Here is a 15,268-nt window from a genome sequence, read left to right as displayed (position 1 = left end):
CAAAAAATTAATGAGTAGGTTCAAAGCCGTGTTGCAGCCACCAGGCATGGGTTTGCTCGGCCAAGTCCTCGACGCTGTCTTCGCTGGCGTTGAGCGCCAGGGTCAGCGGCTCGCCCACGGGCGATTCAAGGGTGGCGAACTGGCTGTCGATCAGGCTGGCGGGCATAAAATGGCCGGGGCGATGGGACACGCGGTCAGCGGCCACGGCGCGGGTCAGCTCCAGGAACACAAAGCCCAGGCCCGGCGCGGCTTCGCGCAGGTGGTCGCGGTATTTCTTTTTAAGCGCTGAACAGGTGAGCACCGGATGCTCGCCGGCTTTGAGCGAGCGGCGCAGTTCATCGCAGAGGATGTCGAGCCAGCCGGCGCGGTCGTCGTCGTTGAGGGGGTGGCCGGCGCTCATCTTTTCGATGTTGGCGGCAGGGTGAAAGCTGTCGCCTTCAATGGCGGTGGCGCCGTTCAGGCGGCACAGGGCTTCGCTGACGCTGGACTTGCCACAGCCGGAAACACCCATGATGACCAGGGCGGTAACAGGTTGACTCATGAAACACCTCAGGACGCAGATAGCGCTACCTTTGCACGCTGTAAGGCTAGTGCAAAAACAGGCTTTTCCCGCGCCGACTTGTCATTTTTATGGAGTGACGCGTGCATCCTCTCCAACCGTTTGAACAGGATCAGGCAACCCAACGTTCAAGTATTTGCAGCTGTTTGGAGACAGCGCTACCTTAGTGCCTCGATTTTTGTTTGGCAACAGCCTGATGACCTCCAAGAACGATAAAAAATTACGCACCACCGGTCGCCCGACCCTCAATGAAGTGGCGCGCCTGGCGGGCGTCAGCCCGATTACCGCCTCCCGCGCACTGCGAGGCGTCAGCACGGTGGCTACCGAGCTGGTGGAAAAAGTGCAACGGGCCGCCGCCGAACTCAACTACGTGGTCAACCCCGCCGCCCGCGCCCTGGCCTCGGCGCAAAGCCATTCGGTGGTGGTCATCGTGCCGTCGCTGTCCAACCTGTTGTTTATCGAAACCCTCGAAGCCATCCACGCAGTGCTGCGGCCCAAGGGCTTTGAAGTGCTGATCGGCAACTCGCACTATTCGCGTGATGAAGAAGAAAACCTGCTGCGCAACTACATGGCCTACCAGCCACGCGGTTTGCTGCTGACCGGGTTTGATCGCACCGAAAGCGCACGACGGATGGTCGAGGCCAGCAATGTGCCCTGTGTGTACATGATGGATCTGGACCCGAACGCGGGCGTGAATTGCGTGGGGTTTTCGCAATTGAGCGCAGGCGAAACAGCCGCAGCGCATTTGCTCTCCCGTGGGCGCAAGCGCCTGGCGTATATCGGCGCGCAGTTGGACCAGCGCACGTTGCTGCGCGGTGAAGGGTTCCGCCGCGCCCTGCAGCAGGCGGGCATGTACGACCCGGCGCTGGAACTGCTGACGCCACGCCCCTCCTCCGTGGGGTTGGGTGGTGAGTTGTTTTTGCAGCTGCTGGCGGCGCATCCGGATGTGGACGCGATTTTCTTCGGTAACGACGACCTGGCCCAAGGCGCGCTGCTGGAGGCCATGCGCCACGGCATCAACGTGCCGGAGCGTGTGGCGGTGCTGGGCTTTAACGATTTGCCGGCATCGTCTTTTATGGTGCCGCGTTTGAGCAGCATCAGCACGCCACGGGAAGCGATCGGGCGGCGCTCGGCGGAGCATTTGTTGACCATCATGGCGGGGAACAAGATTGCCAAGCCGGTGGTGGACATGGGGTTTGCGTTGCAGGTGCGCGAAAGTACTTAACCTTTCAAAGCCCAAACACAATCAAACTGTGGGAGCTGGCTTGCCTGCGATGGCGGTAGACCTGTCGGCACATCATTGCCTGACACACCGCTATCGCAGGCAAGCCAGCTCCCACATTTTTTTACCGTGCTCGCTTGAGATGTGGGACGCCTGTAGGAAGCGGCTGACATTGCCGTAAGCGCCTTGCCCGGTTGCCTACGCTTACGTCAGAATCCGCCGGCTTGTGCGCTTGGGGGGGTGGTCTCTAAGGTTGGTGGGTCGCTGAATTTCTCGGCGATCGGGTTTAGTAGCCCGAACTTCCCAACACAATATGCACAAGCCAATTATGGCGGCTGTGCGTAGGGCGCCTTCGGGCGCGCCGGGTTTGTGTGGGATTACCGGTCTACTAACCTGCGCACAGCTGCCACCCAACTTGTTTAGTAGCGATGCGGGTGTTGGCACAAACCAGGTACTTCAACCATGCAAAGCGTCAATCCCCCAACTACGCTCTTCACCCTTACACCCGACACACCCCTCGAATCCCTACTGATCAACAGCTACGAAACCGTATGTTCCGTAAGCACCCTGTTGCTCGACCTTTCCAACGACCTCACCGGCAAACACCGCGACGTGGCACTCGCCATTCATCAACTCAGCGAGTTATCAGTCTTGATGGTCGGCAAAGCCATGGACCAGCAAACACCACGCACCTAAAGCCTAACTCGGTTAACCATGTGGGAGCTGGCTTGCCTGCGATGGCGGTAGACCTGTCGGCACATCATTGCCCGACACACCGCTATCGCAGGCAAGCCAGCTCCCACATGTTGTCCGTGCCCAATTAAGATATCGCCGTAAAGTCCTGCCCCTGCTAGATTGACCGCTCTCCATCGTCAGGGAAGCACCATGGGACACTCACTGAAAATCCTCGGCCGCACGTCCTCCATCAACGTGCGCAAAGTGCTCTGGACCTGCCAGGAACTGGGCATCGATTACGTGCGCGAAGATTGGGGCATCGGCTTCAAGCCCACCCAGTCAGCCGAATTCCTGGCCTTGAACCCCAACGCCCAAGTACCGGTGCTGATCGACGACCACGGCGTGCTGTGGGAATCCAACACCATCTGCCGCTACCTTGTCGGCCTCTACCAACGCACCGACCTGCTACCCGCCGAACCCGCGCCACGTGCGCGAGTCGAGCAATGGGTGGACTGGCAAGCCGTGGAACTCAACCGCGCCTGGGGCGATGCCTTCACCGCGCTGGTGCGCAATAACCCCGACAACCTCGACGCGGCGCAGATTGCCGCCGCCGTGCAGGTGTGGAATGACAAGATGGGCCTGCTGGAACAACAGCTGGCTAAAACCTGCGCCTATGTGGCCGGCGATGAATTCACCCTCGCCGATATTCTTATCGGCCTTTCGGTGCACCGTTGGCAGAACACGCCCATGCAGCGCCCGCCCTACCCTGCCATTGCGGCGTATTACCAACGCCTGAGCCAACGCCCAGGCTTCAAGACCTTCGCCCTCGACGGCCATAACTAAAACAAGGACTCCACCGTGAACGGACTCAACGTACTGCTGACCGGCGCCTGCGGCAGAATCGGCAAGACGTTTTTCGAAGCCTCGAAAGACCGCTATCGCTTCACCCTCACTGACCGCATCGCGCCGGCGTTTGACTTGGACGAGCACCGTTTCGTCCACGCTGACCTGAGTGACAAAGCCAGCCTGGCCGCGCTGCTCGACGGCATCGATGTAGTCGTGCACCTGTCGGGCATTCCCCACGCCAGCGCGACATTCGACGAGGTGCTGCCGAACAATATCCTCGCCACCACTTACCTGTTCGAAGCCGCCGTGGCCGCCGGCGTGAAACGCCTGGTGTTCGCCAGCAGCGCACAAACCATTGAAGGCTACCCGGTAGACCGGCAGATCACGCCCGGCATGCAGGTAATGCCCGCCAACCTGTACGGCGTGAGCAAATGCTACGGCGAGGCGCTGTGCGGCTACTACGCGGCCAAGACGCCGCTGTCGACCATCGCCCTGCGCATCGGCGCGTTTGAATTCCCCGAGACCCACGACCTCAACAACGCCCGCGACCTCAGCGCCTGGCTCAGCCCACGGGATGCGGTGCAATTGCTGCAACGCTCGGTGGAAGCGGAAGGCGTGAAGCATCTGATCGCCCATGGCATTTCCAATAACCGTTTCAAGCGCCTGGACCTCGGCGAAACCACGCGCGTGTTGGGTTACCATCCGGTCGACGATGCATTCCAAGCATTTGAAATCCCGATTACTTATTGAGTTCTGCCCATGCCCGCACTCTCCACCGCCGACGGCATCGACCCGATCCGCGCTGCCCACATCAGCGCGCGCATTGACCGCTTGCCCGCCGTCGCCACCGTCTGGCGCCTGGTGGCGCTGCTGTCGATCGGTGGTTTTTTCGAGCTGTATGACCTGTTCCAGACCGCCTATATCAGCCCTGGCCTGATCAGCGACGGGATCTTCCACACCGGCAGCGAAGGCGTGTTCGGCTTCTCGGACCAGGCCGCGTTCGCCTCGGCGACCTTTCTGGGCCTGTTCCTCGGCGCCAGCCTGCTCAGCCCCATCGCCGACCGTTTCGGGCGCCGGGCGATCTTCACCTTTGCGTTGATCTGGTACACGGTCGCCACGGTGTTGATGGGCATACAAACCTCGGCACTGGGCATCATCGGCATGCGTTTTCTGGTGGGTATTGGCCTGGGGATTGAGCTAGTGACCATCGATGCCTACCTGTCGGAACTGGTGCCCAAGCGCATGCGCAGTTCGGCGTTTGCCTTCGCGTTTTTTATCCAGTTTCTGTCGGTGCCGGCGGTGGCCTTGATGTCGTGGTGGCTGGTGCCCCAGGCGCCGTTCGGCGTGTCCGGCTGGCGCTGGGTGGTGCTCAGCAGTGCAGTGTTTGCGCTGTTTATCTGGCAACTGCGCAAGCGCCTGCCGGAATCACCGCGCTGGCTGGCGCAAAAAGGCCGCTTTGATGAGGCTGGGCAAATCATGGACAGCCTGGAGGCGCGCTGCCAAAAGGATCACGGCAAACCGCTGGATGAACCCGAACCGCAGGCCGTCAGCGTACAAGGCAGCGGCCGTTTCGCTGATATCTGGCAACCGCCGTACCGCCGCCGTGCGTTGATGCTGATTGTGTTTCATGTGTTCCAGGCCATCGGCTTTTTCGGCTTCGGCAATTGGTTGCCGGCGTTGCTGTCGGGCCAGGGCGTGAGCGTGACCCACAGCCTGATGTACGCCTTTATCATCACCCTCGCCTATCCGCTGGGGCCGTTACTGTTTGTGAAGGTGGCCAACCGCTTCGAAAACAAATGGCAGATCGTCGGCTCGGCCATGGGTGCGATGATCTTCGGCAGCCTGTTCGCCCTGCAAACCACGGCCGTTGGGCTGGTGATCTGTGGCGTAATGATCACCTTCTGCAATGCCTGGCTGAGCTTCAGTTATCACTCGTACCAGAGTGAACTGTTCCCGACCAACATCCGCGCGCGGGCGGTGGGGTTCTGCTATTCGTTCAGCCGCTTGTCCACGGTGTTCAGCAGTTTGTTGATCGGTTTTATTCTGGAGCACCTCGGCACGCCGGGCGTGCTGGCGTTTATTGCCAGCAGCATGTTGATCGTGATGATCACCATCAGCTGGTTCGGCCCGCGCACGCGCAATTTGGCGCTGGAGAATATTGCCCACTGACGGCAACAGTTGGCCGCCTGCGAGACAACGTTTGCCGCGGCGGCCCCACCATCCCCAATAAACACGGGGGCTTGGCCCTCGGCATGCTATTTGCTCCACCTGAGGCACCGAACACATCCCAGGTGAGCGATCATGCTGATCAACAACAACACCCAAGCCGTATCGACCGTGCAACAGCTCAAGCGTCCCGACATGGACCCGGCCAATGCGGCCGCCAGCACGCTGTACAGCGGCGCCCTGCAAGCGGCGCAGCAGAGCGTGACCGTACCGGCCGCGCAAAAGGATTTGGACAAGGCCAACGACCGCATCGACGAAGCCTTCGCCAAGACCCGCGTGCAGTTGCAAGCCACCGCCGCCGCCCCTACGGCATCGACGGATGTACCGGCAGCCGGTTCGGGCACCAGCACTGCGCGCGCTGATTTCACCGACTACATGAACAAATCCCCGGCCGAACGCATCCGCGAGCAGTTGCTCAAGGAACAGGGTTTGACCGAGGCGCAAGTGCAGGCAATGCCGCAGGAAAAACAGGACGCGATTGCCAAGCAAGTGGCTGAGCGGGTGAAGCAGCAGCAAGAGCAGCAGGTAACGGCGAAAGCCACTGACCCGGCGCAGGCGGTTAAAGAAACCCTGGCGGCGATCTAACAGACACCGCTGGATAAATGTGGGAGCCAGCTCCCACATGGATCGTGCTCACTGCGCTACAGCGCTTTGCCCGGCTGATCCGTCGGGGCGCTGAAGAGCTGCTCCATCTGCGTGGAAAAGGGCACTTCGAGATTAAGCGTCTTGACCACAATCGGCGACTCAAACCATTTGGCATACAGCGTCTTGGCGTCCCCGGACGCCATTAATGCAGCCAGGGTCTTGTCCACGGTACGTTTTAACCCGGGGTTATTTTTCGGCATGATCAACCCCAGGTGTTCCACCACCAGCACATCTTTCAAAAACTGATAACGCGCAGGTTCGGCGGCGCTTGCCATCAGCGGCGCCACTACCACTTCATCGAACACCAGACTGTCGGCTTGGCTATCAACCAACATTTTGAAGCCCTCAGTCAGGTTTTTGGCGTGTACCTTTTTAAAGGTCCACCCTTCGCGCTTTTCAAGTTGTTGAACCACCTCGCCAACGGTGGTGCCATCAACAATCACCACGGATCGACCATTGAGGTCCTTCAAGCTATCCAACTTTTCACCGACCCTGGAAACCACTTTAATCGAGGCCGCGAAGGTTGAAACGCTGAAATCAACCTGCTTCTGGCGCTCCAGCGTGTTGGTGGTAGAGCCACATTCGAGGTCTACCGCACCGCTGCTGACGGCAGTGAGACGGTCTTTGAAACTCAAGGGTTTGAAGCTCAAGGTCAGTTGATCAAGCTTGAGGTTTTTCTTCACGTCATCGGCAATGCGCCGACACAGGTCGATGGAGTAACCCACCGGTTCACCCGCGCCGGTCTGATAGGAAAAAGGCAGCGCTTCCGCCGGATACCCGATGACCATTTGCTTCTTATCGCGGATTTTTTCCAGAACGGCATCGTTTGCCAGCGCGCTGGCCGACAGCACGCATAACGACAGGAATAAGGCGCCTTGCAGCTTCATAGTTCGTCTCACACATTGAATAACCTGCGCTCTTATACCGACGCCGTTGAAGTTGCTCTGTAGGGCAAATCTGCGCTCGCTGCCGAACCTGTCTCGACAGCAAGCGCGATGATGTCTATTGCAGTTGCAACGTCGAGTTGAATTGGCTGATGGCATCCACCACATGCCGTGAGCCTTCCTGAATCTCCAGGATCACCTGCCCTGCTTCATTGGCCAGCTCCACACCCAGGCCGGTACGGCTCAGGCTCGACTGCATGCTCGACACCGCGCTCAGCGACAGGTCGTGGTTTTTGCGCACCACGTCCACAATCTCCACCGTCGCCTGACTGGTGCGTGCGGCCAGGCTGCGCACTTCATCGGCCACCACCGCAAAACCACGCCCGTGCTCGCCGGCCCGCGCCGCTTCAATGGCCGCGTTAAGCGCGAGCATATTGGTTTGTTCGGCAATGCTGCGGATGGTCTGCACGATGGAGCCGATGATGTCCGATTGCTTGCTCACCGCGTCGATACTCTGGGCCGCCTGGTTCAAGTCGTTGGAAATCTCTTCAATGATCTGCACGGTTTGCTGCACCACCTCCGAGCCTTTGCGCGCGCAGGCGTCGTTTTGCACCGAGGTGGCATGCGCCGAATCGGCGGCGGTGCGCAGGGTGGTGACCTGGTCGGTGATGTCGCTGGCGAACTTCACCACTTTGTAGAGGCGCCCGTTGGTGTCGAAAATCGGGTTATAGGACGCTTCCAGAAACAGGGTCTTGCCGTATTTATTCTTGCGCTCGAAGCGATGGGAGTGATATTCGCCCCGGTTGAGCGAGGCCCAGAATGCCTTGTAGGCCGGCGATTCAACCTCGGCACGGTGGCAGAACATGCTGTGGTGCTGGCCGATGATTTCTTCCCGTGAGTACTGCACGGTGCGCAGGAAGTTGTCATTGGCGCTGAGGATCTGCCCTTGGGGCGTGAACTCGATCACCGCCATGGAACGGCTGATGGCGTCGATCAGGCTCTGGTTCTCATGCTCATGGTGGACCCGCGCCGAAATATCCGAGGCCACTTTGATCACGCTCTGCACCTGATTGTGGCTGTCGAGCACCGGCATATAACTGGCTTCCAGCCACACTTCTTCGCCACGCTTGTTCAGGCGCATGAAGGTGCCGCTGAGGGCTTCGCCGCGCGCCAGGTCGCGCCATAGCTGGGTGTAGGCCTCGGTATGGGTGTAGGCCTCTTCGCAGAAAATACGGTGATGTTTGCCGCGGATCTCTTCCACGTTGTAGCCCATGGCTGTGCAGAAGTTGTCGTTGGCATCGAGGATCACGCCATCGCGGTCGAACTCGATCATCGCCATGGACCGGCTGATGGCAGCGAGTTTGGCGTTGGACTCGGTGAGGGCACAGGAAAAACGTTCGATTTCTTCCAGGTCGGATTTGTGATGGCGGTTGAACATGGTCAGATCACCCTTGATTCCCGGCGCCCGGAAGGCGCATTCCATTCATTTTTTGGATAATACTGGCTAACCTTCATGGGGAAATAACCATCCGAAACGCTTTATATGCCAAACGTCATCAACGGTTCTGGGTGAGCATAGACAGGGCTTGGCGCTATGCAAGGCCACTAGTCAGCCAGCATTTTTAACAATGCGCAGGCCGCGGCTGAAGGCGGCCGTGAAGGTGAGCCGACCAACGCAAATTCGCGATACAGCGGCACGGTCAGCGGCATCACGCGCAAGCCATTACGCTTTACCGGCAGCGCCATTTCAGGCACCAGCGTGACGCCGACGCCTTCGCGCACCAGGCTGTAGGCACTGTTCCATTCGCGTACCTCCACGCGAATATCGCGCAGCGCCAGCCCCGCAGCGCTGGCCAAGCTGCGGGCACTGGCGGTGCAACCGCCGGTGGCAAGGACGAAGGGTTGCTCCAGCAGCTCCTCGAACGACACGCCTGCATTGGCCGGGCGCTGCGCCAAGGGATGATGGGTCGGCAACACGGCCATCCAGCAATCGCGCCCCAACGCCGTGGCATTGCGCTCGGGCTTGGGGTTGAGCACCACGCCCAGGTCGATCAGGCCGGCGTCGAGCAAGGTGAGCACTTCGCTGTCCGTGACATCCAGCGTGGTCACTTCAATACCGGGGTTCAACTGACGAAAACGCTGCAGCAGCGGCGTCAGAAAAGCCGCCATCACCATCGGGAAACTGGCGATGCGAATGCTCCCACGCAACAGCGGGCGTGCTTCGTCGACCGTGGTACGAATAGCCTGCAAGGCGCCCATCATCACCCGCGCCTGCTCGATCACGTTTAGCCCAAGTGCAGTGGGCAAGGTCTTGCGCGGCTCACGTGTGAACAATTGCGCACCCAAGGTCGCTTCCATGTTGGCCATGGCCTGGCTGGCGGCGGACTGGGTCATGCCCACCTGCTCGGCAGCCGCCGTAATGCTGCCGTGATCGGCCACGGCCACCAGCAAGCGCCAGTGCATCAGGTTCATCATGGCAGTAGCTGTCCTTATGGATGGGGTCTGAAGGTTTAATTTTACGCAAGGTGCCATGCCCGCGAGACTGGCGCAAATTCAACCGAGTAGCCCCACATGAAACTGTATTTTTCCCCGAATGCCTGTTCCCTCGCCCCCCATATCGTGCTGCGCGAATTGGCGCTGCCGTTCGACTTGGTGCGGGTTGATAACAAGGCAAAAACCACTGCCGATGGCGAAGACTTCCTGCAAATAAACCCCAAGGGCTATGTGGCGGCACTGCAACTGGATAACGGCCAGGTACTCACCGAAGCCAGTGCGATCCTGCAATACCTGGCCGACCTGAAACCCGCCGCCCGGTTGGCCCCGGCCAATGGCAGTTGGGAGCGTGTGCGTTTGCAGGAATGGCTGAATTTCATCGCCAGCGAGATTCACGGCGGGCTGGGGATTTTCTTCAACCCGGCGATTCAAGGCCAAGTGCGAGCCACGTTTGTGGCCAAGTTGTTCAAGCGTTTTGCGTTTCTGGTGCAGACGCTGGAGCGTCAGGATTATTTGCTGGGCGAGCAGTACTCGGTAGCGGATGCGTATTTGTTTGTGCTGCTGCGCTGGGCGGCGGTTCATGACATTGATCTGCAGCCGTGGCCGGCACTGACGGCGTTTCAACAACGCGTTGGCGCACGGCCTGCCGTGATTGCAGCGCTGGCCGCTGAAAATCCATGACCTGAAATGCAATCCACTGTGGGAGCTGGCTTGCCTGCGATGACTGAGTGTCAGGCAATGATGTGCTGTCTGGGCCAGCGCTATCGCAGGCAAGCCAGCTCCCACAGTTGATGTTCATTGGTTTAGAGCCTTGAAGACTATTTGCTGCACATCAACCTTTTTCGGGATCAGGCCGTTGGCGAAGAACAGGTCGGCGGTGCGTTGCTGGTTGGCGATATCGATGGCTTGCAGCGGGCGAATCGGCTCCGGCGAGCGGTGTTCGAAGTAGCTTTTGACCACCGCCGGTTGCAGGCCCAGGGTCTTGGCCATCAAGGCGATGCTTTCTTCGGGCTGGTCCAGGGACAGGCGCTGGGCCTTGCCGAGCGTCTTGATGATGGTGGCGACGGCGTGCGGGTACTGTTTGGCAAACGGGCTGTTGACCACAAAGAAACTGCCGGCCGGGTTAAGGCGCTGGCCGTCGCCCAATACGCGAGCGGCGCCATCGACCACGGCCGCCGAATAGTAAGGGTCCCACACCACCCAGGCGTCGACTTTGCCTTGCTCAAACGCCGCGCGGCCGTCGGACGGCGACAGGTACACCACGTTCACATCCTTCCACTGCAAGCCCGCGCGCAGCAGGCTTTTGAGGAACAGGTTGTGCGCGCTGGAGCCCTTGAGCAGCGCCACGCGCTTGCCCTTGAGTTCGGCCACACTCTGAATCGTGCTGGCTTTGGGCACCAGCACTGCTTCGGTCTTGCCTTCATTGGGCTCGACGGCGAAGTACTGCAAGTCGATACCGGCGGCCTGGGCGAAGATCGGCGGGATGTCGCCGATATTGCCGATGTCCAGGCTGCCGGCGTTCAGCGCCTCGATCAGCGGCGGGCCGCCGAGGAATTCGGTCCACTGCACCTGGGTGCCGGGCAGCGCCTCTTCGAACAACTTGTGTTCACGGGCCAGCACCATGCTCACCGAGCTTTTCTGGTAGCCGATGCGCAAGGTGGACGGTTCGGCCGCAGACACCGCTGCCGAAAACACAAGTGAAGCCAGAACCACACTGAAAAACTTAACCATCTCTACCACCTCGATCGTTCCCACGCTCTGCGTGGGTATGCCGCCGGGGACGCTCCGCGTCCCGCTCTAAAATCGTGACGCAGAGCGTCACGGGATGCATTCCCACGCGGAGCGTGGGAACGATCAGCTACAGGCCAGCGTTGACCTTGGCCGCGACATCCGCAGGCACCCATTGCTGCCACACGTGCGGCTGCTCTTTGAGGAACGCCAGCGCGACCTGGCGCGGCTGTTCACGTTTCTCGCTCATCTGCGCGAGGATGCCGTTGAGCAGGTCGATCGGCAGGTCGACTTTTTCAAAGAAGGTGACTAACTGTGGGTATTGCGCCTTGAACGGCGCCGACACGCCAATCGCCAAATGCGCAGGCATCGAGCGGGTGCCAATGGGGTGCGGGTTGTTGGCGTCGGCCAGGGTTTTCCAGGCGTCGGGGTTAAACGGGGGTTCGTCGAGCTTGATCAGCTTGAAGCGGCCGAGCAGTGGCGTTGGCGACCAGTAGTAGAACAACACCGGTTTGCCACGACGGATCGAGGAGGCCACTTCAGCATCCAGCGCCGCGCCGGAGCCGGTACGAAAGTTCACGAAGGTGTCGGTCAGGCCATAGGCCTTGAGCTTCTGGCTGTTGACGATTTCCGAGGTCCAGCCGGTGGGGCTGTTGAGAAAGCGCCCTTTGCTCGGGTCTTCCGGATCGCGGAACACGTCTTTGTAGCGCGCCAGGTCGGCCACCGACTTGAGCTGCGGCGCCAGCGCTTTGATCCCGCGCTCGGCATCACCCCTGATCACGTATTCGGGCACCCACCAGCCCTCGGTGGCACCTTTGACCGTGTCGCCCAGGCCGAATACTTTGCCTTCGGCCTCGGCCTTGACCCACGCCGGACTGCGCCCGGCCCATTCTTCGCCGATCACCTGGATGTCGTCCTTGGCCAGGGCGGCTTCCAGGCTCACGGTACTGCCGGGCAAGGTGTCGGTAGGCAGGCCGTAGCCTTTTTCCACGATCAGGCGCAGCACTTCGGTGATCAGGCTGCCGCTTTCCCAGGTGATGTCGCCGAAGTGGATGGGTTTGATGCTGTCGGCGGCCTGGGCTGGCGGTGTCAGGAGAGCCAGTGCCAGCAGCGAGCCACCGAGCAGGTGTTTAATGGTTTTCATGCAGAACCTCATTTTCCGGAACACAGGCAAGCCAGCTCCCACACTGGATCGGTGTGCCACTCACGTTGTTTAAAAGTCATAACTGAGCCGCGTGTAGCTGTATGGCTGGCCGGGCGGCTGGCGCAGGCAACGCTTGAGCGCACGGGCCATGTAGTCGCTGACCGAGCGTTGGGAAATGCCCAGTTCGGCGGCGATTTCGGGATAGGTCAGGCCATTGAGTTGCGAGAGCAAAAAGGTCGCCTTGACCTTGGCGGGCAAGCCGTCGAGCAGTTGGTCGATGGCCTGCAGGGCTTCGAGCACGTGCGCAAGGTCTTCGGGCGACGGTGCGTTGCAGGTTTCGTCGTTGTCCAGCGCATCGAGGTAAGCGCGTTCCAGGTCACGGCGACGCCACCGCTGGTACATCAAACGCTGGGCGATGGTGGTGAGCAACGCGCGCGGCTGACGAATCGGCAGCACGCCGGGTGAAGTCAGCAGGTGCACGAAGGTGTCGGCGGCGATGTCTTCGGCGTGTGCGCGGGAATCAAGGTGGCGGTGCAAACGGCTGCACAGCCAGTGGTAATGACTGCGGAACAATCCGCCCACGTAATCGCGGTGAGAAGTGTCGGCGCCGGACATAGTGGCTCCATCTGAGAGGGTTGCGCGTTATGTCCGGTGTTCCGGTGGAGCGATCCTAGCAAGGCTGCTTATTCTTTAATAATATTTAAAAGGTATTTTTATATAACCGATCGTTCCCACGCTCTGCGTGGGAATGCAGCCCTGGACGCTCTGCGTCTGCTCCTGAACGCATGACGCGGAGCGTCACAGGAGGCATTCCCACGCGGAGCGTGGGAACGATCAGCGTAGGTGCGGGTAACCGGCATCGGCGGCTGTTTGCTGGTAGCCCAGAAGCACCTGGTAGTCGTCATCGCTGGCGGGCAGGACTGCCTGAATGCCGAGGGTTTCGACTACATGTGGTAAATCCTGCAACGCTTGATTCATCACGTCACGAATGTGCGCGGCTTGCTCATCGTTCAAGTGCAGCGCGCCGATGAAGGGCAAGGTCGGGCTCGGCGCGCTGTGGGTGATGATGCGCAGCTCTGCTACTTCTTCTTCTGCGAAACGGGCGAAATAGTCGTAGGTTACGCTGTCGATGGCGGCAAGGTCGGCGCGGCCTTCGCGCAGCCAGCGCAGGCTTTCACGGTGGGCGCCGCTGATGCCGACGCTGGCGAAGAAGCGGCCTTTGCGGTGCAGCGGTGCAAGGCGTTCGCGCAGCAGGTTCATGCCGCTGTTGGAGTCGTGGCCGTTGATCACGCCGCGGCTGTCGTAAAAGTCCGCGAGCTGCGTGCGCGGGGTGTCGTCGCGGGTCAGCAGCAGGCTGCAATGTTCGCCCTGCCGGCTGTGGGCCAGCTCATAGCGCGGGCGGCCGATCACGCGCACTTTGCCGCGCAGTTGGGTCATCAACGGGTAGCCGCAGGTTTGCGTCACCAGCAGTTCGGGTGCGAGCCACAGGCCTTTTAGGTCGAGGTGGTCAGCGTTGCGGCGGTTCAGGTTCAGGCGCTCGAAAATGCGCGTCAGCCACGCTTGGTTGGCCTGGTGCACCGCTGCGGGCGCGACGTACATCAATAACTCGGCGTAGTGGTCACTCATGGTCGTCTCTCACGCAAATGGGTGCCTTGGGCTGTCGATGGCCTTGAGGCCGTGGCGGCTGATCAACTGGCCATAACCGCGCACCAGGAAACCACCGCTGCGCGCCACCCATTGTTCGCGTCGCGCCCGGTAGACCGTGGGCAACAGATACCAGGGCAACTTGGGCAAGTCGTGGTGCACCAGGTGCAGGTTGTTATTGAGGAACAACCAGGTCCACGGCCAGGACGCTTCGTTGAGCACCGTGCGCTGTTCCGGCTGCAGGTGTGGGCGATGTTCATAGTAGGAACGGATCGACGCCAGGGACAAGGCCGGCGCGGTCACCAGCAGCAGGTAATGCCACACCGGGATGGCGCTGTAACGGTCAATAAAGCTCAGCATCAGGATTGTCCCCCCGCCGTGGGCCAGCCACATCGGCCACACCTGGGGCAGGCGTTGGAGTTGATGACGTGCCAAACGGGCGATGGCCAGCGGCGATGCCAGCAGAAAACGGCCGAGTAGGGTTTTGGTCAGCCAATGCACGCCACGTTTGAATAACGAGCTGTTATCCCACTGGTGTCGATTGAGGTAGCGGCTTTCCGGGTCGATGCCCGGCAGAGTCAGGTCTTCGTCGTTGTGGTGCAGCAGATGGCTGTCGCGGTACAGCGTGTAGGGATACCACACGGCGAAAGGCGCGTAGCCGAGCAGTTTGTTGATCAGGGGCGAACGGGTGGGATGGCCATGCAGCAATTCGTGTTGCACCGACAGCCAGAGGGTCACCAGCGGGATCAGCAACACCGTGCTCAGCCACAGGCCCAACCAGTGGCTGGCGAACATCACGGCAAACCAGCCGGCGTACACGCCGATCAGCAACAGCCAGGTCGGCCACTCTGTGATTGCGGTAAAACTGCGTGCCAGGGCTTCGATTTCCCGGCGTTGGTTCAGATCAAGGTAGTTGGCCATCGGCAGCTCAGAGCAGGTGTTTCCTGCTCTGTGCAGTGAGGCGCAAAAATCTTGCAGATCGTTTGGTTCTAAGCTTGTAACTCAGTGACCGAACAGGCCGGCTTCGGACTTCTTGGTTTTTTTCTCGGCGCGTTTTTCATCGGCGGTTTTTGCCGGCTTTTTCTTCGCGGCTTTCTTTGAATCCATACCTTTGGCCATGATGCATGCTCCACGTGAAGGGGATGTAACACTGGGTATACCACCTATTGCCCGGCAGAAGGCGCTTATAATCGGCGGCCCTT

At 60.2% G+C, this 15,268-nt stretch carries 15 protein-coding genes and 2 pseudogenes; 7 read left to right on the top strand and 10 right to left on the bottom strand.

Features of this window, described 5'->3' with window-relative positions:
• Positions 1–7: 7 nt before the first annotated feature.
• On the bottom strand, positions 8–541 hold the full coding sequence (locus AOA59_RS06690; protein WP_065932241.1) for a gluconokinase: 534 nt from the start codon (positions 539–541) through the stop codon (positions 8–10).
• A 211-nt stretch (positions 542–752) separates the two neighbouring features.
• On the opposite strand from AOA59_RS06690, the gene AOA59_RS06685 reads away from it, so the two are divergent.
• From AOA59_RS06685 to AOA59_RS06660, 6 genes are all read left to right on the top strand, one after another.
• Complete coding sequence (locus tag AOA59_RS06685; protein WP_178076247.1) at positions 753–1,784, top strand: LacI family DNA-binding transcriptional regulator; 1,032 nt, start codon at positions 753–755, stop codon at positions 1,782–1,784.
• A gap of 459 nt (positions 1,785–2,243) precedes the next feature.
• On the top strand, positions 2,244–2,477 hold the full coding sequence (locus AOA59_RS06680) for a DUF6124 family protein (RefSeq protein ID WP_099486528.1): 234 nt from the start codon (positions 2,244–2,246) through the stop codon (positions 2,475–2,477).
• 189 nt (positions 2,478–2,666) lie between these two features.
• Positions 2,667–3,299 carry a glutathione S-transferase family protein gene (locus tag AOA59_RS06675; protein ID WP_065932243.1) on the top strand — a complete coding sequence of 211 codons (633 nt, stop codon included), beginning with the start codon at positions 2,667–2,669 and terminating at the stop codon, positions 3,297–3,299.
• A gap of 15 nt (positions 3,300–3,314) precedes the next feature.
• Positions 3,315–4,052 carry an NAD(P)-dependent oxidoreductase gene (locus tag AOA59_RS06670; RefSeq protein WP_099486526.1) on the top strand — a complete coding sequence of 246 codons (738 nt, stop codon included), beginning with the start codon at positions 3,315–3,317 and terminating at the stop codon, positions 4,050–4,052.
• A gap of 9 nt (positions 4,053–4,061) precedes the next feature.
• Complete coding sequence (locus tag AOA59_RS06665) at positions 4,062–5,471, top strand: MFS transporter (protein WP_099486524.1); 1,410 nt, start codon at positions 4,062–4,064, stop codon at positions 5,469–5,471.
• A gap of 132 nt (positions 5,472–5,603) precedes the next feature.
• A complete protein-coding gene (locus tag AOA59_RS06660) occupies positions 5,604–6,113 on the top strand; it encodes a hypothetical protein (protein WP_099486522.1) in 510 nt (169 codons plus the stop codon).
• A 56-nt stretch (positions 6,114–6,169) separates the two neighbouring features.
• On the opposite strand, the gene AOA59_RS06655 is transcribed toward AOA59_RS06660, so the two are convergent.
• The 4 genes and pseudogenes from AOA59_RS06655 to AOA59_RS06645 form a co-directional block, all read right to left on the bottom strand.
• A complete protein-coding gene (locus AOA59_RS06655; RefSeq protein ID WP_099486521.1) occupies positions 6,170–7,225 on the bottom strand; it encodes an amino acid ABC transporter substrate-binding protein in 1,056 nt (351 codons plus the stop codon).
• Positions 7,176–7,595, bottom strand: a pseudogene (locus AOA59_RS33485) (methyl-accepting chemotaxis protein); the annotation flags it as partial. The gene AOA59_RS06655 and the pseudogene AOA59_RS33485, both read right to left, overlap by 50 nt.
• A 123-nt stretch (positions 7,596–7,718) precedes the next feature.
• A pseudogene (locus AOA59_RS33480) lies at positions 7,719–8,495 on the bottom strand (PAS domain-containing protein); the annotation flags it as partial.
• Between the two features lie 167 nt (positions 8,496–8,662).
• Positions 8,663–9,532, bottom strand: coding sequence for a LysR family transcriptional regulator (locus AOA59_RS06645; protein ID WP_099486519.1), 870 nt, complete (start codon positions 9,530–9,532; stop codon positions 8,663–8,665).
• A 96-nt stretch (positions 9,533–9,628) separates the two neighbouring features.
• Here AOA59_RS06645 and gstA point away from each other — a divergent pair, with 96 nt between their 5' ends.
• A complete protein-coding gene (gstA, locus tag AOA59_RS06640) occupies positions 9,629–10,231 on the top strand; it encodes a glutathione transferase GstA (protein ID WP_099486517.1) in 603 nt (200 codons plus the stop codon).
• A gap of 114 nt (positions 10,232–10,345) precedes the next feature.
• Here gstA and AOA59_RS06635 read toward each other — a convergent pair whose 3' ends face one another.
• From AOA59_RS06635 to AOA59_RS06615, 5 genes are all read right to left on the bottom strand, one after another.
• Positions 10,346–11,281 carry an aliphatic sulfonate ABC transporter substrate-binding protein gene (locus AOA59_RS06635; protein WP_099486515.1) on the bottom strand — a complete coding sequence of 312 codons (936 nt, stop codon included), beginning with the start codon at positions 11,279–11,281 and terminating at the stop codon, positions 10,346–10,348.
• Between the two features lie 127 nt (positions 11,282–11,408).
• Entirely contained in the window at positions 11,409–12,422 is a 1,014-nt protein-coding gene (locus AOA59_RS06630) for an ABC transporter substrate-binding protein (RefSeq protein ID WP_099486513.1), read from the bottom strand.
• A 69-nt stretch (positions 12,423–12,491) separates the two neighbouring features.
• On the bottom strand, positions 12,492–13,037 hold the full coding sequence (locus AOA59_RS06625; protein ID WP_065929609.1) for a sigma-70 family RNA polymerase sigma factor: 546 nt from the start codon (positions 13,035–13,037) through the stop codon (positions 12,492–12,494).
• 219 nt (positions 13,038–13,256) lie between these two features.
• Positions 13,257–14,048: a phosphate/phosphite/phosphonate ABC transporter substrate-binding protein gene (locus AOA59_RS06620; RefSeq protein ID WP_099486511.1), complete on the bottom strand. Its 792-nt coding sequence runs from the start codon at positions 14,046–14,048 to the stop codon at positions 13,257–13,259.
• 9 nt (positions 14,049–14,057) lie between these two features.
• Positions 14,058–14,987: a fatty acid desaturase gene (locus AOA59_RS06615; protein WP_099486510.1), complete on the bottom strand. Its 930-nt coding sequence runs from the start codon at positions 14,985–14,987 to the stop codon at positions 14,058–14,060.
• Between the last annotated feature and the right edge of the window lie 281 nt (positions 14,988–15,268).

The sequence above is a fragment of the Pseudomonas sp. 2822-15 genome, from assembly GCF_002742515.1.
GTDB lineage: Bacteria > Pseudomonadota > Gammaproteobacteria > Pseudomonadales > Pseudomonadaceae > Aquipseudomonas > Aquipseudomonas salomonii.
This window is presented reverse-complemented; position numbering and strand designations above follow the sequence as displayed.